Origin of the sequence: Paraburkholderia strydomiana, assembly GCF_031456815.1 — a bacterium.
In the GTDB taxonomy this organism is placed as follows: Bacteria; Pseudomonadota; Gammaproteobacteria; order Burkholderiales; family Burkholderiaceae; genus Paraburkholderia; species Paraburkholderia caledonica.
The window spans coordinates 72,186-94,071 of the sequence record NZ_JAVDVL010000008.1 but is presented as its reverse complement, the minus strand read 5'-3'; the positions used below and the strand labels follow the sequence as shown (position 1 = coordinate 94,071).

Annotated in this window: 17 protein-coding genes; 11 read left to right on the top strand and 6 right to left on the bottom strand. The window is 61.7% G+C overall.

Annotated features, from left to right (window positions below):
• Positions 1 to 126: 126 nt before the first annotated feature.
• On the bottom strand, positions 127 to 1,020 hold the full coding sequence (locus J2W46_RS21525) for a LysR family transcriptional regulator (RefSeq protein ID WP_310355957.1): 894 nt from the start codon (positions 1,018 to 1,020) through the stop codon (positions 127 to 129).
• A gap of 99 nt (positions 1,021 to 1,119) precedes the next feature.
• On the opposite strand from J2W46_RS21525, the gene J2W46_RS21520 reads away from it, so the two are divergent.
• The 3 genes from J2W46_RS21520 to J2W46_RS21510 are packed head-to-tail and all read left to right on the top strand — an operon-like array spanning position 1,120 to position 4,128.
• Positions 1,120 to 2,424, top strand: a complete 1,305-nt coding sequence (locus J2W46_RS21520; RefSeq protein ID WP_020068866.1) for a CitMHS family transporter — start codon at positions 1,120 to 1,122, stop codon at positions 2,422 to 2,424.
• A 26-nt stretch (positions 2,425 to 2,450) separates the two neighbouring features.
• Positions 2,451 to 3,809: an acyclic terpene utilization AtuA family protein gene (locus tag J2W46_RS21515; RefSeq protein ID WP_310355953.1), complete on the top strand. Its 1,359-nt coding sequence runs from the start codon at positions 2,451 to 2,453 to the stop codon at positions 3,807 to 3,809.
• Position 3,810: 1 nt separating this feature from the next.
• On the top strand, positions 3,811 to 4,128 hold the full coding sequence (locus J2W46_RS21510; protein ID WP_204523205.1) for an AtuA-related protein: 318 nt from the start codon (positions 3,811 to 3,813) through the stop codon (positions 4,126 to 4,128).
• A gap of 36 nt (positions 4,129 to 4,164) precedes the next feature.
• Here J2W46_RS21510 and J2W46_RS21505 read toward each other — a convergent pair whose 3' ends face one another.
• On the bottom strand, positions 4,165 to 4,875 hold the full coding sequence (locus tag J2W46_RS21505) for a FadR/GntR family transcriptional regulator (RefSeq protein ID WP_027804770.1): 711 nt from the start codon (positions 4,873 to 4,875) through the stop codon (positions 4,165 to 4,167).
• A gap of 413 nt (positions 4,876 to 5,288) precedes the next feature.
• Between J2W46_RS21505 and J2W46_RS21500 the strand changes: the two genes are divergently transcribed.
• The 3 genes from J2W46_RS21500 to kdgD all read left to right on the top strand — a co-directional run bounded on the left by J2W46_RS21500 (position 5,289) and on the right by kdgD (position 9,077).
• Positions 5,289 to 6,620: an MFS transporter gene (locus J2W46_RS21500; RefSeq protein ID WP_088175590.1), complete on the top strand. Its 1,332-nt coding sequence runs from the start codon at positions 5,289 to 5,291 to the stop codon at positions 6,618 to 6,620.
• A 131-nt stretch (positions 6,621 to 6,751) separates the two neighbouring features.
• A complete protein-coding gene (gene gudD, locus J2W46_RS21495; RefSeq protein ID WP_087753075.1) occupies positions 6,752 to 8,101 on the top strand; it encodes a glucarate dehydratase in 1,350 nt (449 codons plus the stop codon).
• 58 nt (positions 8,102 to 8,159) lie between these two features.
• The gene (gene kdgD, locus J2W46_RS21490; RefSeq protein ID WP_088175592.1) at positions 8,160 to 9,077 is read left to right on the top strand and encodes a 5-dehydro-4-deoxyglucarate dehydratase; all 918 of its coding nucleotides are present in this window, start codon (positions 8,160 to 8,162) and stop codon (positions 9,075 to 9,077) included.
• 33 nt (positions 9,078 to 9,110) lie between these two features.
• Here the strand turns inward: kdgD and J2W46_RS21485 are convergent, their stop codons facing one another.
• Complete coding sequence (locus J2W46_RS21485; RefSeq protein WP_310356355.1) at positions 9,111 to 10,619, bottom strand: MFS transporter; 1,509 nt, start codon at positions 10,617 to 10,619, stop codon at positions 9,111 to 9,113.
• Between the two features lie 247 nt (positions 10,620 to 10,866).
• Positions 10,867 to 11,544: a hypothetical protein gene (locus J2W46_RS21480; protein ID WP_310355949.1), complete on the bottom strand. Its 678-nt coding sequence runs from the start codon at positions 11,542 to 11,544 to the stop codon at positions 10,867 to 10,869.
• 369 nt (positions 11,545 to 11,913) lie between these two features.
• On the opposite strand from J2W46_RS21480, the gene J2W46_RS21475 reads away from it, so the two are divergent.
• Complete coding sequence (locus J2W46_RS21475; protein WP_310355948.1) at positions 11,914 to 13,536, top strand: methyl-accepting chemotaxis protein; 1,623 nt, start codon at positions 11,914 to 11,916, stop codon at positions 13,534 to 13,536.
• A 51-nt stretch (positions 13,537 to 13,587) separates the two neighbouring features.
• The gene (locus tag J2W46_RS21470; protein WP_310355947.1) at positions 13,588 to 15,171 is read left to right on the top strand and encodes an alpha/beta hydrolase family protein; all 1,584 of its coding nucleotides are present in this window, start codon (positions 13,588 to 13,590) and stop codon (positions 15,169 to 15,171) included.
• 39 nt (positions 15,172 to 15,210) lie between these two features.
• Here the strand turns inward: J2W46_RS21470 and J2W46_RS21465 are convergent, their stop codons facing one another.
• Positions 15,211 to 15,813 (bottom strand): methylated-DNA--[protein]-cysteine S-methyltransferase, encoded by a 603-nt coding sequence (locus J2W46_RS21465; protein WP_088175596.1) that lies wholly within the window; start codon positions 15,811 to 15,813, stop codon positions 15,211 to 15,213.
• Between the two features lie 265 nt (positions 15,814 to 16,078).
• Here J2W46_RS21465 and J2W46_RS21460 point away from each other — a divergent pair, with 265 nt between their 5' ends.
• Positions 16,079 to 17,419, top strand: a complete 1,341-nt coding sequence (locus J2W46_RS21460) for a leucine-rich repeat-containing protein kinase family protein (RefSeq protein ID WP_310355945.1) — start codon at positions 16,079 to 16,081, stop codon at positions 17,417 to 17,419.
• 94 nt (positions 17,420 to 17,513) lie between these two features.
• Positions 17,514 to 18,476 carry a substrate-binding domain-containing protein gene (locus J2W46_RS21455; RefSeq protein ID WP_310355944.1) on the top strand — a complete coding sequence of 321 codons (963 nt, stop codon included), beginning with the start codon at positions 17,514 to 17,516 and terminating at the stop codon, positions 18,474 to 18,476.
• Between the two features lie 110 nt (positions 18,477 to 18,586).
• On the opposite strand, the gene J2W46_RS21450 is transcribed toward J2W46_RS21455, so the two are convergent.
• Complete coding sequence (locus J2W46_RS21450) at positions 18,587 to 20,341, bottom strand: methyl-accepting chemotaxis protein (protein WP_310355941.1); 1,755 nt, start codon at positions 20,339 to 20,341, stop codon at positions 18,587 to 18,589.
• Positions 20,342 to 20,703: 362 nt separating this feature from the next.
• On the opposite strand from J2W46_RS21450, the gene J2W46_RS21445 reads away from it, so the two are divergent.
• Positions 20,704 to 21,741 carry a transporter gene (locus J2W46_RS21445; protein ID WP_310355939.1) on the top strand — a complete coding sequence of 346 codons (1,038 nt, stop codon included), beginning with the start codon at positions 20,704 to 20,706 and terminating at the stop codon, positions 21,739 to 21,741.
• The last annotated feature ends 145 nt before the right edge of the window (positions 21,742 to 21,886 follow it).

The following is a 21,886-nucleotide window of genomic DNA, read 5'->3' as shown; positions in this document are numbered from 1 at the left end:
CAGTACTGTCATCGCAAGCGACAGCGTGCCAGCACAGCAGCGCGCATAGCAACGAACCTACGGGATTCTGCTGCCTCTTGCCGCCTCGCCGCTTCTCGGGATACGCCGCAAGCGCCCAACCGCCGTTCACTCCGAGTCGAGCTTCTCGATCAACATTGCAACGAACGTCTCCGTGACACGCGGCAACGTGCGTCCACGCTTCTTGATCAGCGCGATAGGGCGCGTGAATGCCGGATCGTCGACAGGACGCACCACGAGTTCAGGCTCCGCCCTCACTTCGCGCGCCGACGCCGGCAGAATGGTCACGCCGAGCCCCGCACGAACCATGGCTACGGCGCTCATCATGTAGGTCGGCTCACAGGCAATTTCGGGCAGGCAGCGCGCGTTCGAAAACGCGTTATCGACAACCGCCCTCACGCTCGTGCCTTGCGCCGTCAGCACCAGCGGCGTCGCAGCAAGATCGCCAAGCGTGATGCGGCGCCGCTTCGCTAGCGGGTGCCGCTTCGGGCAAACCACCACCAGCCTGTCGATGCCCGCATGTAGCACTTCCAGGTTGGAGTCGTCGAGAGCGCCGCCGGTCAGTCCGATATCGGCCTCTTCGTTACGCACCAACGCATTGACCATGCTCGCGACGACATCGCGCACCTCGAAGCTCACACGCGGCACGGTTTTCTTCAGGTCTTGAACAAGTTCAGGCAGCGAGCTTGCCGCGAAAGTGGGAAGGCAGGCGATTCGCACGGTGCCGCTCGCGCCGTCGCCGAGCGCGCGAGCGTCGATCAGCACATGCTCCATGTCGTGCAGCGACTTTTGCAGAAGCGGCAGCAGATCGCGCCCCGTCGGTGTGAGCGCGACGTTGCGGCTGTTGCGGTCGAAAAGCCGCAGGCCAAGAGTTTCCTCCAGGCGTCTGATCTGTACCGTCAATGCCGGTTGCGAAAGGTGCAGGCGCGCAGCAGCTTGCGTGAAGCTGCCCGTTTGCGCGACCGCGATAAACGCGCGAATGTCCCGAAGATTCAGATCCATGACGGTTTGTAATTGCTGCAATCAATTCATTTCAATTGATTTATCAGTGGCCTGAACTTACGCTGGATCGCAGTAAAAAACAACATTGGAGACAAGCACATGCTGCCATTACTGGGGCTGGCCACCATCGTCGTGCTGCTCGGCGCCATCCTGTCGAAACGCATGTCGCCCCTGGTGGCGCTCATCATCGTGCCGATTGCGGCGTCGTTGATCGGCGGGTTCGGCTTTCAAACGAGCAAGTTTGTGATCGACGGGCTCAAGGGCCTCGCGCCGGTCGTGGGCATGTTCGTGTTCGCGATTCTTTATTTCGGCACCATTACCGACGCGGGTACGCTCGATCCGATCATCGACCGCATTCTCCGCGCGGTCGGCACGCGGCCTACGCGCATCGTAATGGGCACCACGCTGCTCGCGCTGCTGATCCATCTGGACGGCTCCGGCGCGGTCTGCTTTCTCGTTACGATCCCCGCGATGCTGCCGCTCTACGACCGTCTCAAGATGGACCGGCGCGTACTGGCCGCGGCCGTTTCGATGGCGGCCGGCATCAATTTCCTGCCGTGGACCGGACCGATGATTCGCGCGTCCGCCTCGCTGCATCTGCCGATCTCGGCGCTGTTCAATCCGCTGATTCCGGTACAGGCAATCGGGCTCGTCTTCGTGTTCGGCGTTGCATTCTGGCTTGGACGCCGCGAGGAAAAGCGGCTCGGTTTCGGCGCTGCGAGCGGTGCCGTGCCGATGCCCAAACGCGAACTGACGCCAGAAGAACAGGCGTTGCGGCGACCGAAGAATTTCTGGTTCAACATCGTGCTCACGATCGTCGTACTCGGCACGATGGTCGTGATGGGCGAAAAAATTCCGCCCGCGATCATGTTCATGGTCGGCCTGTGCGTCGCATTGATGGTCAACTATCCGAACGTGGACATGCAGCGCAAACGGATCGACGCGCATGCTCGCGCTGCATTGATGATGGCCGGCATTCTTCTCGCAGCCGGCGTGTTCACGGGCGTCATGCAGGGCAGCGGCATGCTCAAGGCGATGGCGCAAGCCGCAGTTGGCTTTGTGCCGCCCGCAATGGCGAGCCACATTCCGGTCGCGCTCGGCATCATGTCGATGCCGCTTAGCATGCTGTTCGATCCCGACTCGTTTTACTTCGGGGTACTGCCGGTTATCGCCGAAGTGGCGGGCCAGCTCGGCGTGCCCGCGGTGCAGGTCGGCCAGGCCGCGTTGCTGGGTCAGATGACGACGGGCTTTCCGGTCAGCCCATTGACGCCCGCCACCTTCCTCGTGGTCGGCTTGTGCGGGATCGAACTCGCCGATCATCAGCGATTCACGTTCCCCTTGTTGTTCGGCGCATCCATCGTGATGACGATTGCATGTGTCGCGTTGGGGATATTTTCACTGTGAGCTTTACGGAAACAGGTGTGAGCAGCATGACAGCCACTCAGCAGGGACGCCTCGTGCGAATCGGCGCGGGCGCGGGCTATTCGGGCGATCGTATCGAGCCCGCAGTCGAACTCGCGGAAGACGGCGCGCTCGATTACCTCGTGTTCGAATGTCTCGCCGAACGCACGATTGCGATTGCGCAGCAGGCGCGCAGCAAAGACCCTGAACTCGGCTACGACCCGCTTCTCGAGACGCGCATGAAGGCGGTGCTGCCGGCCGCGCTGCGCAATGGCGTGCGCATTATCTCGAACATGGGCGCAGCCAATCCGCTTGCGGCGGCGCGCAAGACAGCGGAGATTGCGCGTTCGCTTGGTCTTGGCGACGTCAAGATTGCGGCGGTTACCGGCGACGACGTGCTCGATGCCGTGCGTGACGGTGCCTTTCGCTTCGAGGAATCCGGCGAGCTGGTAGTGGACTACCGGTCGCGTCTCGTCTCGGCGAATGCGTATCTGGGCGCGAGCGCAATCGTCGACGCGCTCGCGGCGGGCGCACAAATCATTCTCACGGGACGTGTGGCCGATCCGTCGTTGTTCGTGGCGCCACTGATCCATGAGTTCGGCTGGCGCACGGACGACTGGCAGACGCTGGGTCAGGCGACGGTGATCGGCCATCTGCTCGAATGCGCGGGGCAAATCACCGGTGGCTATTTCTCGGACCCCGGGTTCAAAGACGTTCCCGCGCTGGCGAGGCTCGGCTTTCCCATCGCGGAAGTCGGCGAAGATGGCGCCGTGGTCATCACGAAGCTCGCGCAAGCTGGCGGACGTGTGACCGAGGCGACGTGCGAGGAGCAGTTGCTGTACGAGATCCACGATCCGCAACGTTATTTGCAACCAGACGTGGTCGCTGATTTCTCGCGTGTGCACGTCGAGGAAGAAGCGCCAGACCGCGTTCGCGTGCGCGGTGGCCGCGGCGCGCCGCGCACGGGCACGCTCAAGGTCTCGGTGGCGTATTTCGACGGTTTTATTGGCGAAGGGCAGATTTCATATGCGGGCCCCGGTGCGCTGACGCGTGCCCGTCTCGCACTCGACATCGTGCGCGAGCGGCTTGCGCTGACCGGAGTTCAGACCGAAGAGTTGCGCTTCGACCTGATCGGCGTGAACGCTTTGCATGGCGAGACTCTTGCCGCTGGTTCGGCGGAGCCCTACGAAGTGCGCGCACGCGTGGCGGGGCGCACTGCGTCGTTGGAGCACGCTGTGCGGGTCGGCAACGAAGTCGAGACCTTATACACGAACGGCCCGGCGGGCGGCGGCGGAGTCACGAAGTCAGCGCGCGAAGTCGTCGCGGTGCAATCGGTGCTGTTGCCGCGCGATCTGGTGAAGCCGACGTTCACGATGGTGGAGGCGTGAGATGAAACTACGTGAGCTGGCCCATTCGCGAACCGGCGACAAGGGCAATACGCTGAACATCTCGGTGATCTGTTACGACGTACGGCACTACGAGCATTTGCGGGCCGTATTGACGCCGCAGCGCGTGAAGGCGCATCTCGCGGATGTCGTGCGCGGCAATGTCGCGCGCTACGAACTGCCGGCCATTGCCGCGTTCAACTTCGTGCTTGGCGAGGCGCTGGGCGGAGGCGTGACGCGCTCGCTCGCGCTCGACGCGCACGGCAAGTCGCTCAGTTCCGCGTTGATGAGCCTCGAAGTTGAAGCGCCGCCGCCGCTATGAATTCGCCGGCGGCAATGCCCCGCCGTTAATGCGGTGCTACTCGCCTCGCGCACTCGACTCATGCGCGCGTCGCAGCCTCTCGCGGCTGTTGCTCAGATGCATGCGCATCGCGGCGCGGGCGTCGTCGGGGTCCTGGCGCTCGATCGCAAGGTAGATGAGTTGGTGCTCGTTGAGCACGTTGCGCAAGGTCTCGATCTGATCGAGTTCTGCAATCTCCGCTGAGCCGAGGCGCGTGCGCGGACTGACCGCGCTTCCCAACTGGCTCAGCACGTCGAAAAAATAGCGATTGCCGCTTGCGCGCGCGATCTGCAAATGAAACTCGACGTCGTGCGCGAGCGTGTCGGTGCTGCCGCGTTCGAGTTCGGACTCGAAGCGTGCGAGCGCCGCACGCATCTGTCTCAGGCTCTGCTCCGTGCGCCGCGCAGCGGCGAGCGCTGCCGACGCCGCTTCCACATCGATACGGAATTCGATGATCGCCATCACGTCGAGCATGCTCGACAGATCGGCGGCGGGCAGTTGCATGCTTTGCTCAGCGGCGGGCGCGAGCACGAACGTGCCGATGCCGTGACGCGTTTCTACCACCCTGGCCGCCTGCAGCCGCGAAATGGCTTCGCGCACGACGGAGCGGCTGACAGAAAGCTGCTTCATCATCGCGACTTCAGTGGGAATGCGATCTCCCGGTCTCAGGACGCCGCGGCGGATTTCATCGGAAAGGGTGGCCACCACTTTCTCAGTTAGGCTGCTCATTGCTGTGGCTTGTTGACTAATCGGCTGGAAACGCGCGGGTTGAGGGCGCGCGGGACGTCTGGTGACGTCTGGACATTAGTCATCATAGCGTCTGTCGTAAAAATTCATGGCTTAACGATGATGAAGAGGCATTGGTCAGCGCAGCAGATTCTCGCCGCAGTGACTTTCATGTCATCAGACGTCTTATTTTAACGGCTTTGCGGGCTTGAAACGTTGCGAGTGCGCCTCGATTTTCGCCCATGTACGCGAGTTATAGCCGCCAGGAAGGGTAAACACCACATTGGAAAGCGCTGCGGATCAGCAGTAGACTGTCATCAGACAACATATCTGTGCGTCGCCGTTCGACTGCTGACTGTGCCAGCCGCACATGACGCCAGATCAAGGCCGCTAATCGGTCGCCACTGGAGACTCTCTTGACCTCTGCTCTCACCGCCGCACTCGATCCACTGGGGTCCGCCGTCTCGAAGGTCAAGCGGCACGTGTTGCCGCTCTTCCTGATCATGTTCATCGCGAACTACATCGACCGCGTGAACATCGGCTTCGTCAACACCCACATGAAAACCGACCTGGGCATCGGCGCGGCGGCGTATGGGCTCGGCAGCGGGCTGTTCTTCATCGGCTATGCGCTGTTCGAAGTGCCGTCGAACGTATTGATGCAGAAGTACGGCGCGCGCGCGTGGCTCACGCGGATCATGGGCACGTGGGGTGTCGTTGCCGCGGCCATGGCGTTCGTGTCGAACGAAACGTCGTTTTACGTGTTGCGATTCCTGCTCGGCGTCGCGGAGGCGGGCTTCTTTCCGGGCGTGGTGTTCTATTTCACGCAGTGGCTGCCGCAAAAAGAACGCGGCAAGGCTGTGGCGATTTTTCTCTCGGGCTCGGCCATCGCTTCGGTGGTGTCGGGGCCGATCACAGGTAGCCTGTTGTCCATTCGCGGACTCGGTCTGCACGGCTGGCAATGGATGTTCCTGATAGAAGGCGGCTTTTCTATCGTGCTGTGCGCGGTCAGCTGGATGTTCCTGAAATCGCGCATTCGCGATGCTTCCTGGCTCACAGCCGAAGAACAAGGCGTTCTCGAAAGCACGATCGCCGCTGAACAGGCGGAGCGCGTGGCACACGGCGGCGCGCATCTGCCGGCCGTGAAGCTGTTGAAGGATCCGCAGATCGTGCTGTTCTGCCTGCTCTACTTCGCGATCCAGTTGACGATTTACGCGGCTACCTTCTGGCTGCCGACCATCATCCGCAAGATCGGCGGCCTGTCCGATTTCGAAGTCGGCATGCTCAACGCGATTCCCTGGCTCATTGCAATGGTCGCAATGTACTGCTTCGCATTGCTTTCGGCGAAGTGGCGTTTTCAGCAGGCGTGGCTCGCTGTCGCGCTCGTGATTGCGGCGTGTGGCCTCTTTGCGTCGACCTCGGGTAACCCGCTTCTGTCGTTCGTCGCGATCTGCTTTTCGGCGATCGGTTTCAAGGCGGCGGCCTCGCTGTTCTGGCCGATTCCGCAGGGTTATCTCGATGCGCGCGTCGCTGCAGCGGTGATCGCGCTGATCAATTCCATCGGTAATCTGGGCGGTTTCTTCGCGCCCGCCACGTTCGGGTATTTGCAGCAACATACCGGTTCGATCACCGGCGGACTTTACGGTCTCGGCGTGGCTTCGCTGATCGCGGCCGCAGCGGCTTTCCTTACGCGTAATCGGCGCGGCGACGGCAACCTGTTGCGCGATCCGCTGCAAGGCAGCGCACACTGACCGTTGTTTCTCTGGCTGCCTCTCGTGGGCCACGCGCGCAAACAGTTTCCGTCCGGCACAGGTGGTGAGCGTACTTGCAAATTGCGTTGCTCGCCACCGTCCGGCTCACCATCTCAATCGGTCTAGTTCCTATGTCCACGAACCCATCCATTTCGAACGATACGCCTACCGTTACTGAACTGCGCGTCGTGCCGGTTGCCGGCCGCGACAGCATGTTGCTGAACCTGAGCGGCGCGCATGGTCCGTACTTCACGCGCAACATCGTGATTCTGCGCGACAGCGCCGGTCATGTCGGTGTGGGCGAAGTGCCGGGCGGCGAGAATATTCGCAAGACGATCGACGACGCGCGTCCGTTTGTGGTCGGTCAGTCGATCGGTAATATGCAAGCCATCCTGAACAAGGTGCGCACGCAGTTCGCAGATCGCGATGCCGGCGGCCGCGGCCTGCAGACTTTCGATCTGCGCACCACGATTCACGCCGTGACCGCGCTCGAAGCTGCGTTGCTGGATTTGCTCGGACAGCATCTCGGCGTGCCCGTTGCTGCGCTGCTTGGCGAAGGTCAGCAACGCGATGCAGTGGAAATGCTGGGCTACCTCTTTTATATCGGCGATCGCAACAAGACCGACCTGCCGTATGCAAGCGGCGCTGACGGACGCGACGACTGGGACCGCGTGCGCACCGAAGAAGCGTTGACGCCCGAAGCCGTGGTTCGTCTCGCCGAAGCCGCGCAAGCCCGCTATGGATTCAACGACTTCAAGCTGAAGGGCGGCGTGCTGCCCGGCGACGCTGAAATCGAAGCGGTGACCGCGCTCGCAGAACGCTTCCCGAATGCGCGCGTGACGCTCGATCCGAACGGCGCATGGTCGCTTGAGGAAGCGATCCGCCTCTGTCGCGACAAGCACGACGTGCTCGCTTATGCGGAAGACCCGTGCGGCGCCGAGAACGGCTACTCAGGCCGCGAAGTGATGGCGGAATTCCGCCGCGCGACCGGTTTGCCAACGGCGACCAACATGATCGCGACCGACTGGCGCCAGATGGGCCATGCGATCCAGTTGCAGTCCGTGGATATTCCGCTGGCCGATCCGCACTTCTGGACCATGCAAGGTTCGGTGCGCGTCGCGCAGATGTGCAATGACTGGGGCCTCACGTGGGGCTCGCATTCGAACAATCACTTCGACATCTCGCTCGCGATGTTCACGCATGTGGCAGCGGCCGCGCCCGGCAAGATCACGGCGATCGACACGCACTGGATCTGGCAGGACGGCCAGCGTTTGACGCGCGAACCGTTGCAGATCGTCGGCGGCAAAGTGAAAGTGCCGCAAAAGCCGGGACTCGGCGTCGAACTGGATATGGATGAGATCGAGAAGGCGCACGCGCTCTACCAGCAGCACGGCCTCGGCGCGCGCGACGACGGCGTCGCGATGCAGTACCTGATTCCCAACTGGAAGTTCGACAACAAGCGCCCGTGCCTCGTGCGTTGATTGCTTGCGACGCAGCTCGCCCGCTCATTCACATTTGACGATATTCACGCATATACAAATGACTTCACCGCAAGAACTCAAAGCGATCGTATCCGAAGGTCTGTTGTCGTTTCCCGTGACCGACTTCGACGCGCAAGGCGACTTCCGCGCCGACACGTACGCGCAACGGCTCGAATGGCTCGCACCGTATGGTGCGACCGCACTGTTCGCCGCAGGCGGCACCGGCGAATTTTTTTCGCTGACCAAAAGCGACTACACCAATGTAATTCGCACAGCGACTGAAACGTGCAAGGGCAAGGTACCGATTCTGGCCGGCGCGGGCGGTCCGACGCGCGTCGCAATCGAGTATGCGCGGGAAGCAGAGCGCCTTGGTGCAAACGGCGTCCTGCTAATGCCGCACTATCTGACCGAGGCTTCGCAGGAAGGGATTGCCGCGCACGTCGAACAGGTGTGCAACGCGGTGAAGAACATCGGCGTCATTGTGTATAACCGCGCGAATTCAAAGCTCAATGCCGATATGCTGGAACGGCTCGCGGATCGCTGCCCGAATCTGATCGGCTTCAAAGACGGCGTCGGCGAAATCGAGGCGATGGTGACCATTCGCCGGCGCCTCGGCGACCGTTTCTCGTATCTCGGCGGCCTGCCGACTGCAGAGGTTTATGCAGCGGCGTATAAGGCGCTCGGCGTGCCTGTGTATTCGTCGGCGGTATTCAACTTTATTCCGAAGACCGCGATGGAGTTCTATCGTGCGATTGCCGCAGACGATCATGCGACCACGTCACGGCTCATCGACGAGTTCTTCCTGCCGTATCTGGCGATTCGCAATCGTCGCGCGGGTTACGCCGTGAGCATCGTGAAGGCGGGCGCGAAACTGGTTGGTCGCGACGCTGGTCCGGTACGCGCGCCGCTGACCGATCTGACCGAGGAAGAGTGCGGGCAACTCGCCGCTCTGATTGCGAAACTCGGCCCGCAATAAGCGCGCTGCACGCATTCGCCGCGGGCTTGGTGCCTAGCCGCGGCGGAACACCACGTGCGAAATCCGCTGCACGAGCAAAGCAGCGGCGAGCGCCGCCACCGCGGTCAGCCACACACCGATGTGAATGGACTGCACCAGCGCATCGCGCGCGGTGTCGATCAATGCGAGTGTGTTGAGCCCCGATGGCTTCATGTCCGCGATCAGCTTCAGGCGCGATGCTTCGTCGATCAGAATGCGCAGATCGACGAAGCGCGGACGCCATTGCGTTGCCGTCGGCTCGCCGAGCACGCCCATCGTTCTCGTAACGACGTCGCGATAATGATGCTGCACGACCGTCGCCACGATGCTCGTGCCCAGCATGCCGCCCACCATTCGTGTCGATTGCAGCAGCGCGGTCGTGATGCCGAAGCGCTCGCGCCCCGCAATTTCCTGTCCGAACACATTCAGATTGTTGAGAATGAAGCCGAGACCGATACCGACCGCGGCCATCGGTAATTCGATCCACAGGTGCGGTGTGTCCGGATTCGCAAATGCAAGACCGATCGACGCGAACAGCAGCAACGCAAAGCCGATCGAGAGGATGCGCGTCGGCTTCTTCATGTGAATCACGATGCGCGTATTCAGCAGGCTGCCGAGTGCGATGCATGCGGCGATGGGCGTGGCGAGCAGACCGGCCTGTTGCGGAGACAGGCCGAAGCCGCCTTGCAGCAGCAGCGGCGCGAAGAAAATCAGCGAGAACATCACGAAGCCGGACAGCATGCCGAGCGTGAACAGCGTGACGAGCTGCGAGTCTTTGAACAGATCGAGCGGAATGATCGGATGTGTGGCGCGCTTCTCGCACACGAACAAGGCAATGGCGCCGACGATCACGCACACGGCAAGCGTGATGTTGGCGGCCGTCAAGCCGTCTTTCGGCACTGCTTCGATGAAAGCCTGCAGACCGCCGAGCACGGCGGCCACGAGCCCGGCACCAAGCCAGTCGATTTTGACCTCGCCGTCATGCGGCCGCTGAAAACTCGGCAAATGCACCCAGATGAAGTAGAGCGCCGCGGCACCGACCGGCAGATTGATCAGAAACGTCGAGCGCCAGCCGAGGTGCTCGCTCATCCAACCTCCGAGCGAGGGACCCGCTGCCGTGCCAATGCCGTACGCCGCGGCCATCACGACTTGCCAGCGCACCCGTGCACGCGGGTCGGGGAACAGGTCCGGTATCGACGCGAACGCAGTGCCGACCATCATGCCGCCCCCCACGCCTTGCAGCCCGCGCGCGATGACGAGAAACAGCATGTTGTTCGCGACGCCGCATAGGACCGATGCGACCGTGAACGTGATCACCGCGGCAATCACGAAGCGCTTGCGACCGAAGTAGTCGCCAAGGCGTCCGAACACGGGCACGGTGACGACCGACGCCAGCAGATACGCACTCGCGATCCATGCGTAGTACTCGAAGCCGTGCAGTTCCGCGACGATCGACGGCAGCGCGGTACTGACAACCGTCTGGTCGAGTGCCACGAGCATGTTGACGAGACCGATGCCGAGCATCGCGAAGAGGGCGTTCCGGAAGGGCAGCGCGGGAGCAGCGGCAGTGGAAGTCACGGATCTGGGCTGAAAGGGCGATTAAGGTGAAGCGCTAATTGGGCGAGGTCTGGACAACCGATGTACTAAAGTTGTCTGACCACTAGGTCATTATACGGGTTTGCCCTTAGCTGAAACTATTCCTCCTGGAAGAACAGTGTGCGGGCGCAACGAAATCGATGCTGCCCGCACGACGTACGGCGGACGCCACTCGTTAGTGATTGGCCCACCATTCGGTCGCTTTCTGCTTGTCCCACGCGGGCAGAACCTCGCGCTCAATCGAAGCGTTAGTCAGCGCCGGGAAATCCTTTTTGAATTCCGGCACGTCGGCATCGAACTGATCGCTAACGCTAATGTTCCAGGTACCTCCGCTGAAACCGGTCGCCGCCTGGTCGATCAGCGGAATAACAGGTCCCGCGCGCAATTCGCCGTCTTTACGTTCCACCACTGTCGCGTCGATATGCCCGAGATAGACGATGGAATTCGGCTTGATCTCCACCGTTTCGTGAAGCGGCGTAAAGAACATGCCATGGAACGGGAATATGCCGCTTTGTCCGGTAATACCGCGCATCACGTATTTTCCGGGAGCAAGCGGAAGTCGGACAAAGTAATGATTGCCCGTGCTGCTCGTAGTGGTCGCCTGATCGTCGAATTTGAAATTCAGACGGTCGCCACGGTTGTCCGCTGCGCCGCGCTCCATGTGCACGACGATGGGACTCGGCTGATAGCTCGTGTGATACGCGTTGCGCAGCGTTACCGTCATCAACGCGTAGGAGTTTTGCGTCGTATCGACCGAACTGGTCGACGTGGTCGGCGACATGGGCGCAACAGTTGCGCAACCGGTGATCAGCAATGTGCCGGCAATAGCGAAAGTGGCTAAAAGTTTATTCATTTCGAGTAGAGGGAGAACATTTTATGTGTTGTGTCCGATATCGAAACAGCCGGACAAGCGAACGGTTGATATTCAATATGCGACGCGAATAAGTTCACGGGCGCCGCATGCCTTGTAAACGACAGCGCTTGATGGAACTTAAGGGGGCGCTTCATGCGCAAACGCCAGTCGCGCTGATTCAAGACCGCGAGCAATCCGCGCATTCCAGACGCAATCCAGCCCGGAGAGGGTTTGTCTCTACACATGCCGCCCCTATCGCTGCCGATAAATAAGCCGAGTGGTCGTGCGATGCTGCCGCGCCGCCTGAACGATTAAATGCGCGCGCAGCGGTCCCTCGGCCTCCTTCGACCGGACGAGACAGGAGCGAGCATGGATCGATTGAATTTCAGGCAGAAGCTCTGGGTGCCGCTTGTCGTCAGCCTGCTGGCGCTTCTCGCCGTGTCGGTGTCGGCGGCGTGGTTGTCGCGTGAGACGCGCGTTGACGAGCGCAAGCACGACCTTGTGAATGTCGCGCACGTTGGACTTAGCATCGTGAAGGAATATGCGGCGCTTGCGCAGAGCGGCGCGCTAAGCGAGGCCGATGCGCGCAAGCAGGCACTCGAGCGGCTGCGTGGCGTGCGCTACGGCGAAGACGGCTACTTCCTCGTGCTCGACTCCACGCCGCGCATGGTCATGCATGCGATGAAACCGGCATTGGACGGCAAGGATCTCGCGGGCACCGCGGACGCCGACGGCCGTCACCATTACGTGACGTTTGCCGCGACGGCGCAGGCGCCGAAGGGCGGCTTCGTTGACTATGTGTTCCCGCATCCGGGCAGTCCACCGTCCGACGCAGTCGGCAAGATCGGCTACGTCGTGCGTTATGCGCCGTGGGACTGGATCATCGCGACGGGCGCTTACGTCGACGATATCGACGCCGCGTTCAAAGAGTCGCTTTATGTGCTCGGCAGCGTGGTAGGCGCGGTGGCGCTGTTACTGTCCGCGCTCGTCGCGTTCACCAATCGCAGCATTCAACGCACGATTGGCGGCGACCCGGCGTATGTCGCGCAGGTCGCCGGTGAGATCACCAAAGGCAACCTCGTTATCCCGGTCGAGATTCGTGAAGGCGATGAATCGAGTCTGCTGCATACCATGCGGCAGATGCGCGACGGCCTCGCAAAGACCATTGTGCAGATCGGCGGCGCGGCCGAGAAGGTGGCGACCGGCGCGCGGGAAATCGCGGAAGGCAACACCGATCTGTCCGCGCGTACCGAGAGCCAGGCCGCGTCGCTCGAAGAGACGGCGGCCAGCATGGAGCAGATGACTGCGATGGTCCGGCAAACATCGGAGAGCGCGCAGACGGCAAGTCAGTTGACGGCAAGCGCCGAGCAGATCGTCACGCAGGGCGGACAAATGGCGGCTGAGGCCGTGTCGACCATGCAGGAGATATCGACAGAATCGCACAAGATGGTGGAGATCATTGCGGTGATCGAAGGCATTGCGTTTCAGACCAACATTCTTGCGCTGAACGCGGCGGTCGAGGCGGCTCGCGCGGGAGACGAAGGGCGCGGCTTCGCCGTGGTGGCCGGCGAAGTGCGCACGCTCGCTCAGCGCAGCGCTTCTGCGGCGAAGGAAATCCGCACGTTGATCAGCCGCGCCGTGGGTCGCGTCGAGGCTGGCGTTGAACTCGTCGACAAAACCGGTACGACGATTCAGGCGGCGAGCGACGCGATTGCGAAGTTGTCGGGCGTCATGCGCGACATTGCCGCGGCTGCCGCCGAGCAGAGCGCGGGCATCGATCAGGTCGGCGACGCCGTCACGCAGATGGACAGCGTCACGCAACAGAACGCCGCACTCGTCGAAGAGGCCGCGGCGGTGGCGCAGACGTTGACCGAGCAGGCGAGATTGCTGGAAGCGTCAATTCGAACTTTCCAGGTGCAAGACCATTCGCGCGAGGGCGGTGCGGAGCGACCGGTACCGAAACACTCGCACCGGTTAGCCGTGGCAGTTTGAATGCGGGCTCCCACAGTGGCGCTATGCTAGCGGTTTCGTTCGGAGACCCGCATGCCACAAGCGACCCGCACCGCAGCCATTGCATTGCTATCGTGTCTTGCGTTGACTATCGGCACATCGGCGCAAGCCGACTCATCGTGCGATCCGGCATGCGGCGCGCGCGGCCAGCTTCTGGATCATCGGGTCACGTTGCGGCTCAGCGCTGCGGAATTGTCCGATCTGCTTACGTCGAGCCCCTCGGGGCAGCACCTCATGCGAATGGCGGGTGCGCCAGCTTGCGGCGTCGAGGTCGTGTATTTCCGCTATCGGACTATTGGCGGCGCGGGTGAACCGACCACTGCAAGCGGGGCATTGATGACCCCGCAAGGCGAATCCGCGGCGTGCGGTGGGCCGCGTCCGCTCATGTTGTATGCGCACGGCACCACCACCGACAGCAAATACAATCTCGCCGATATTGCGCGGACCGACGCGGACAACGAAGGGGCCGGCGAAGGCCTCAGCGTGGCCGCGATGTATGCGGCTCACGGCTACATCGTGGCGGCCAGCAACTATGCGGGCTATGCCGGGTCCGATCTTCCGTACCATCCTTATCTGAACGCCGACCAGCAGTCCGCCGATATGATCGACGCGCTGCACGCGGCGCGGGCCATGTTGAACGGCGATGGCTCGTCCGCCCCCACGCGGGAGAACGGCAAGCTCTTCATTACGGGCTACTCGCAAGGCGGGTTCGTTGCGTTGGCGACGCATCGCGCGCTGCAAGCAGCAGGAGTGAAGGTGACCGCATCCGCTCCGGGCTCGGGCCCATACGCGCTTGCCGCTACCGCCGACGCCATCATTGCAGGCGAGGTCAGTCTCGGCTCGACGCTTTTCACGACGATGGTCGTGACGGGCTATCAACACGCGTATAAGAACCTGTACCGCAAGCCGACGGAATTTTTCGAAGCCGCCTACGCGCCCGATATCGAGCACGTGCTCCCTAGCGCACAACCTCTCGACACGCTTTTCTCGCAACGGAAATTGCCGTCAACGCACCTTTTCAGCAGTACGCCGCCGGCTGCGCGGTTCGCGTCGATGACACCGCCCGCAGCGCCGTCGCTCACGCCGCCCGCATTGACACCGCTATTTGCCGCAGGTTTCGGCGACGCCAACCTCGTGCGTAACGCCTACCGCCGCGCGCTTCTGGAAGACGCGGCCGCCAATCCCGACGGCGCTTTCCCCGATGCAAGCGCAAGCCTCGCGCCAGCGGACACGCCGCTGCATCCGCTGCGGCAGGCGTTCAAGCGCAACGATCTGCGCAACTGGGTTCCGAAGGCGCCGGTCCTGCTGTGCGGAGGCGGCTCAGACCCGATGGTGTTCTTCTTCAACGCCCGTATCGAGCAGGCTTATTGGCGCGGCGCCAATGTGCCTGCGGGGCTGACATCCGTGCTGGATGTGGACTCGTCCGCCACCGGACCCGACGATCCGTTCGCAAGCGTCAAGCAGGGCTTTGCAAATGCGAAGGCATCGATTGCACGGCAGGCCATCGCCGGCGGCGCGACAGACGGGGGCGCCGCCGCGGTATTGCGTTCCTATCACGGAGGGCTAGTTGCAGGCTCATGCATGATTGCCGCACGGACATTCTTTGCGAACTTCTGAGTGCGCCTGGCCTTAGGCCCGGCGACTATGCGAACGCCGTCAATTGCCAAACAGCGTACTTTGCGTGCCGCGGAGAGGCGCTGGGCGCGCGCGTTTCGCGCCGACGTTGGTTGCGTCTGCGGGTGCTTGCGCCTGCCTGTCGGCGGCGGCTTCGAGCGACGTTTGCCCCGCTTCTAGCGACAGCAGCAGCATCTTGTTCGCGAGGCCGCCCGCGAAACCGGTTAGCTCGCCTGACGCGCCGATCACCCGGTGGCATGGCGCCACGATAGAAATCGGGTTTCTGCCGTTTGCCGCGCCGACTGCCCGCACCGCGTTGATATTGCCGATCTGCGCAGCGATTTGTGCGTAAGTGCGGGTCTGGCCGAAAGGGATGGTCAGCAGCGCGGCCCACACCTTCTTCTGAAACTCCGTCCCTTGAAACTGGAGCGCCAGATCGAACGCCTGCCTCTTGCCGGCGAAGTACTCATTCAACTGACGCTCGGCTTCGAGCAGAATGGGCCGATCGTCGGCTTGCATCGACTCTGCCAGACGCACGCGGTTTGGCTTGTCGAATTCCCACAGAATGGCGGCTAGATGCTCGCCGTTGGCAACGAGCTTCAATTTGCCGACGGGAGAATCCATCAACTTGTAGGCGTAAGTCACTTATCTGCTCCTGCGAATTGAAGTGAGACAGCGCGGCACGCGAGTGGTGTCGCAATGACCCTAGTGTGGTCTTCCCGCCTGCTGAAGACACGTCGGATCTTGCTGTCTGATTCGTCGTCAAGTATGAAGGATTCGCGCGCGAGATGGTCAGTTATCGGGAAGCGGCAGCGTGGCTTCACGCTGCGCAACAGCACGTCACGATATGACTCAGTAGAATTGACCCTTCGTGCACGACGGGCGCGGGCCACCGGATCTTCTTACGACTGTGACAACAACACTGGAACAACTGCGAGCGGGACAACTCTCGGGCGCACGCCAACTGAAACTCGCGTGCGGGCTCACTGAGTTCCCCCGCGAGGTTTTCGAACTCGCCGACACGCTCGAAATTCTCGATCTCTCGGGCAATGCGCTGTCAGCGTTGCCGGACGATTTCGCGCGGCTCCATAAGATGCGCATTCTGTTCGCGTCGAACAATCCGTTCACCGAGCTGCCGGAAGTACTCGGGCAGTGCCGGCAATTGAGCATGGTTGGCTTCAAGGCAAATCGCATTGCTACGGTTGCCGGTAATGCGCTGCCGCCGCGGCTGCGTTGGCTGATTCTTACCGACAACCAGATCGACGAGTTGCCACCGCAGATCGGTGACTGCGCACATTTGCAGAAGTTGATGCTGGCGGGCAATCGTCTGCGTTTTCTTCCGGAAGAACTGGCCGCGTGTTCGCGGCTGGAGTTGTTGCGGCTTGCGGCGAATCGGCTCGACGAATTGCCGGCGTGGCTGTTTCGCATGCCACGGCTCGCATGGCTCGCCTATGCGGGCAATCCGTTCGGCGACGCATTGGAAGCGGCGGCGTTGACGGATACGCCCATTGCCGAAATCGACTGGGACGATCTGCGCCTGCAGGAGCAACTGGGCGAGGGCGCCTCGGGTGTGATCTACCGCGCGGAACTACGTGAGCGGGATGGCACATCGCGGCCCGTCGCGGTCAAGCTGTTCAAAGGCGCAGTCACGAGCGACGGTTTGCCCGACTGCGAAATGGCGGCCTGCATCCGGGCCGGCGATCACGCGAACCTGATTGCGGTCGCGGGGAAAGTAAAAGATCATCCGGCAAACGCGCACGGCCTCGTGATGGAACTGATCGAGCCGCAATTTCGCAACCTGGCGGGGCCGCCGAGCTTCGAGTCGTGCACGCGGGACATTTACGCGGCGGACGCAAGCTTCAAAGCCGCCGATGTCGTGGATATGGCGCACGGCATTGCATCTGCCGCGTGCCATTTGCACCGGCGGGGCGTGATGCACGGCGACCTGTACGCGCACAACATTCTGCACGACGGTCGGGCACGTGTATTGTTAGGAGACTTCGGCGCCGCATCTTTCTATTCGACTGACAACCCCGAACGCAGCGTTGCGCTTGAACGTCTCGAAGTGCGAGCGTTTGGTTGTCTGCTCGATGAATTGATCGAGCGTTTGGAAGCGAGCGATCGTAGCGACCACGGTCATCTGCGCGATGAACTCGCTGTGTTGAGAGACAGTTGCCTGAGTGAAGACGTTCAAAGCCGACCGCTATTCGAGCAGATCGCATCGGATCTCCGCGCGTTGAAGGCTCGGTAATGCTGAACTTGCAAGCCGCTTGCGGGCAGGTCAACCCGCATCCATCCGTTGGCGTCGATGCTGTTGTCGGGCGCTGCCAGCAAGGAGAGAAACCATGACGCAGGAAATGCGCCGCCGCGTGCTGATCGCCGGTGCTCTGGCTGCGGCCGGTCTCACACGGGCGACCGGCGCGGCAACGGTGGAAGGCGGCATGCCGAAAATCGCGCTCGTGCTGAAATCGATCAATGATCCGTTCACGGTCGCGATGGCTAACGCGGCAAAAAACTATCAGCAGCATTACGCATCGCAATTCGCGTTAACGGTTCGCGGTACCGCAACCGAAGCCGACACGGCTGGACAGATCCGTATCGTCGACGATCTGATCAAGGCAAAGATGAACGCGATCGTGATTGCGCCGTCTGGCTCGAAACCACTGACGGCCGTGGTGGCGCGCGCAATCAAGGCGGGCATTATCGTGGTGAGCATCGACAATCCGCTCGACGACGCATCGCAGGACGCCGCGAAGATCTCCGTGCCGTTCGTCGGACCGGACAATCGCAAGGGTGCGACGCTGGTGGCGAACTATCTCGCCGAGCGGCTGCAGGCCGGCGACCAGGTGGGGATCATCGAGGGCATCGCCGCGGACCGCAACGCACAGGAACGCACGGCCGGCTACAGGGACGTCATGAGCACGGCGGGCATGCAAGTGGTCGCGACCCAGGCGGCGGATTGGGAGTATGGCAAGGGCCGTGACGTCGCGTCGAAAATGCTCGGCCAGCATCCGCAGATTCGCGGCTTGCTCTGCGCGAACGACAACATGGCAATGGGCGCGGCGGACGCTGTTCGCGACGCGGGCCGAACCGGCGGTGTTTATATCACCGGCTACAACGCGATTGAAGCGATCAAACCGTTGATCGCCGACGGCCACGTGCTAGCCACTGTCAATCAATTCGCAGACCGGCAGGCCGTGTTCGGCATGGACGTCGCGTTGAAAGCCGTGACCGAGCAGAGAAAGCAGCGCGAGTTGTCGCGGACCATAGAAACGCCGCTGCAACTGGTGACGGCTGCGACGCGGTAAACCCGTTTGCCGCCAGGCAACGAAACGGCGAATGCGCGACCCTCTGACAAAGCGAACGGCAGGATGACTGCTACCGTTCGCCTCCACAAGTGCTCAACGCGGGAACAGATTTAGAAAGTATCCCAGCCGTCCGTTCGCGTTGCAGCCGCAGCCCCAACTCCACTGCTAGCCGTAGCAGCCATGGCGGGGCGCAAGGTGGCCGACGCAGTGCGCTTATTCGAGATCGCGCTGTTGCTCGCAGAGGCGCTGCGCGCACGAGGCGCAGCGGAGGACGCTTGCGTTGCCGACAACGCGGCGCCTTCAAGACGGAAGAACGACACCGACTGATTCAACTGCCGGCCCTGATCTTCGAGCGATTTCGACGCGGCCGCCGCTTCTTCCACGAGCGCGGCATTCTGCTGCGTGACCTCGTCCATCTGCGTGATTGCCTGATTGACCTGTTCGATGCCGCGACTTTGTTCCGCCGACGCCGCCGCGATTTCGCCCATGATGTCGGTCACGCGTGCGACGGCCTGCGTGACTTCCGCCATTGTCATGCCCGCCTTGTCGGCGAGCGACGAGCCGTCCTGAATCTTCTGCACGGACGTGCTGATCAGGTCTTTGATCTCTTTTGCCGCGCTCGACGAGCGCTGCGCGAGGTTGCGCACCTCGCTTGCCACCACCGCGAAGCCTCGCCCCTGTTCGCCCGCACGCGCCGCTTCGACGGCGGCATTGAGCGCCAGGATATTCGTCTGGAACGCAATGCCTTCGATCATGCCGGTGATCTCGGCAATACGCGTGGAGTTGGCGCTGATCTCGCCCATCGTCCCCACCATTTGCCCGACGACGCCATTGCCCTTCAACGCGACTTCGGATGCATTGGCGGACAAGGTGCTCGCCTGCTGCGCATTCTCGGCGTTCTGTTTGACGGTGGCGGTCAACTCTTCCATGCTCGATGCGGTCTCCTGAAGAGACGACGCCTGCTGCTCCGTGCGCGAAGACAGATCCACGTTGCCCGACGCGATCTGACTCGAGCCCGTTGCGATGCTGTCGGCCGCATTGCGAACATTGCCGATCAGACGAACGAGGCTCGACTGCATCTCGCCCATCGATGCAAGTACGCTGCCCGCCGGTGCAGTGCTGGCTCCGGGAACCGAGCGCAAGTCGCCTTCTGCGACACGCCGCGTGACTTCCGCGAGCGCGACGGGCTCGGCGCCAAGCGCACGCAGCAAGCCGCGCGTGATGATGACCCCGGCTCCGACAGCGAGCGCAATCGCGCCGAAGCAGAAGACGATCAGCAGGTTGCGCTGATGTACGAATTGCTCCGCCGATTCCTGCGCCAACTGCATCGCGTGTTCATGCGTGGCGTCGGCGTATGCATTCGAAGCCTTGATCAACGCGGCGAGCAACGGCCTGCACTTGACCGCGATCTCGGCGATTGCGGCGTCGCGTTGTCCGTCCACGGCGAGCCTGTCGATCTCCAGTGCAACCGGCCGATAAAGCTGTTCAATTCGCGATATTTCGCCAGCCAGAGCACGGGCCTTGTCGGTCATGTCCGGTGCGCTCGCCACCATTGCATTGAATTTCTCGAGGTTGCTCTCCACTCGTTTCTCGGCATCGAGCACGGCGGCCTTTTCAACTTCGAGGTCGGCGGATGAAGACACCAGCACGAGGTTGCGCACTGCCATCGCACGGTCGTCGACGGCGCTTCGCACCGACTCGGCCATCTGCGCGCGTGCATTGACGCCGCTCATATAGCCGGTGAAGCGCTCGTTCGCATTGTTCAGCGCTTTCAGCGAAATGGCCGAGACGATCAACACGACGACAGCAAGTGAACCGAACGCGGCTGCCAGCTTTGCCTTCTCCGAGAGGTTACGAAAATTCATGATTCCTGGACTCCAGTCGACACTTTTCTGGCCGAAAACTAAGTAATGCCTTTCGATTCCCTTTAACGCGAGGGGCAGCAGCACGCGATCTCAATCAGTTGGCGTCGGTGCTAAACGCAATAACGGCCAGCAGTGCGATGGCAATAGGGCGACTACTCTGCGCAATTCACGCGCAAAGGTTTGCGCATCATTGATATTCACTATGAAGCAATTGCTCAATCAGAAATCGCGACGGCTCGCACTAGTTCCGAGGCAATATGACGCCCGCGTGACATGCTCATGGCGGCCATCGCGGCTTCATGTTCTGCTGGTAAATTGCGGGTTGTTAGAAACCTGAAGCGGAAGCAGGCAATGGACGACTTATGAAATCTGAACTTCTGCTGCAAACTTACGGCTCGGACTCGTCCGGCATCGTGTGCGGCTTTGTCTTTTCGCCGACGCAACCCGGCCGGCCCATTTCCGCCGATGACGCGCTCGAATGGCTACATGCGCAGCGAAGCGCGGATGCTGCGTCGCATTCCGACGAATTCATATGGCTGCATTTCAACCTCGCGCACAGCGCGAGTGAACGCTGGATGCGCGCGCAGCTCGATTTGCCCGAGACGTTTTTCGACGCGTTGCGGGAGGGTTCGCATTCGACGCGTATCGAGCAGGCAGACGGCGCGCTGCGCGCGGTGGTCAACGACGTCATGTTCAACCTCGAGTTCATTCCGTCGGAGATCGCCACGTTATGGATTTACGCGCACCAGCGAATCATCGTGACGGCGCGTCTGAAGCCGCTGCGTTCCGTGGACCGGCTGCGCGCGTCGGTGAAAGAAGGGGAAGTTTTCCGCTCGCCGGTGGAATTGCTCGTCCATCTGATGCGCGACCAGGCCGATCTATTGGTGCAGATCGTCCGCCGCACGAGCGCGGATATCGATCGTATTGAAGACCGCTTCCTCTCCCAGCGGCCCACGCAAAACCGGCTGGATCTCGGCGCGATGCGACGCATGCTGACCCGTTTGCAGCGGATGCTCGCGCCGGAGCCGGGCGCGATTTTTCGTCTGCTCGCAAGACCGCCTCGCTGGCTTCACGCTGAAGACGTGCAGGATTTGCGCGAGTCGACAGAGGAGTTTTCAGTCGTGCTCTCCGACATGGCAGGTCTGATCGAACGCGTGAGACTGTTGCAGGAAGAGATCATTTCGCGACTGGAAGAACAGAACAACCGTACCCTGTTCACGCTCACCTTGGTCACGGTTCTCGCCATGCCGATCAACATCGTCGCGGGGTTCTTCGGTATGAACGTGGGCGGCATTCCGTTTGCCGAGAATCACCACGGCTTCTGGGTGATGGTGGTGCTCGTGGCCTGCTTCACGGGACTGACGGCCTGGTGGGCGTTTCGACGAAGAAAGGACCGATAGCGAGGCTTGCGCATACTATTGCCGATGCGCCGCGTGACGGCAGAGCGGCATTGGAACGAAATCTGTCCGTGCGGGGGCTGTGCCAACGGACGTTAGAGAAAAATGAACGGCCGCACTCCGCATGTGCGGCCAACAATAATGCCAA

Excerpts from the sequence above, each read along its gene's own strand:
- J2W46_RS21455 (WP_310355944.1), top strand. The coding sequence starts at position 17,514 with ATGACGCAGGAAATGCGCCGCCGCGTGCTGATCGCCGGTGCTCTGGCT.
- kdgD (WP_088175592.1), top strand. The coding sequence starts at position 8,160 with ATGACTTCACCGCAAGAACTCAAAGCGATCGTATCCGAAGGTCTGTTG.
- gudD (WP_087753075.1), top strand. The coding sequence starts at position 6,752 with ATGTCCACGAACCCATCCATTTCGAACGATACGCCTACCGTTACTGAA.
- J2W46_RS21450 (WP_310355941.1), bottom strand. The coding sequence starts at position 20,341 with ATGAATTTTCGTAACCTCTCGGAGAAGGCAAAGCTGGCAGCCGCGTTC.
- J2W46_RS21505 (WP_027804770.1), bottom strand. The coding sequence starts at position 4,875 with ATGAGCAGCCTAACTGAGAAAGTGGTGGCCACCCTTTCCGATGAAATC.
- J2W46_RS21470 (WP_310355947.1), top strand. The coding sequence starts at position 13,588 with ATGCCACAAGCGACCCGCACCGCAGCCATTGCATTGCTATCGTGTCTT.
- J2W46_RS21525 (WP_310355957.1), bottom strand. The coding sequence starts at position 1,020 with ATGGATCTGAATCTTCGGGACATTCGCGCGTTTATCGCGGTCGCGCAA.
- J2W46_RS21475 (WP_310355948.1), top strand. The coding sequence starts at position 11,914 with ATGGATCGATTGAATTTCAGGCAGAAGCTCTGGGTGCCGCTTGTCGTC.
- J2W46_RS21515 (WP_310355953.1), top strand. The coding sequence starts at position 2,451 with ATGACAGCCACTCAGCAGGGACGCCTCGTGCGAATCGGCGCGGGCGCG.
- J2W46_RS21520 (WP_020068866.1), top strand. The coding sequence starts at position 1,120 with ATGCTGCCATTACTGGGGCTGGCCACCATCGTCGTGCTGCTCGGCGCC.
- J2W46_RS21510 (WP_204523205.1), top strand. The coding sequence starts at position 3,811 with ATGAAACTACGTGAGCTGGCCCATTCGCGAACCGGCGACAAGGGCAAT.
- J2W46_RS21480 (WP_310355949.1), bottom strand. The coding sequence starts at position 11,544 with ATGAATAAACTTTTAGCCACTTTCGCTATTGCCGGCACATTGCTGATC.
- J2W46_RS21445 (WP_310355939.1), top strand. The coding sequence starts at position 20,704 with ATGAAATCTGAACTTCTGCTGCAAACTTACGGCTCGGACTCGTCCGGC.
- J2W46_RS21485 (WP_310356355.1), bottom strand. The coding sequence starts at position 10,619 with ATGCTCGGCATCGGTCTCGTCAACATGCTCGTGGCACTCGACCAGACG.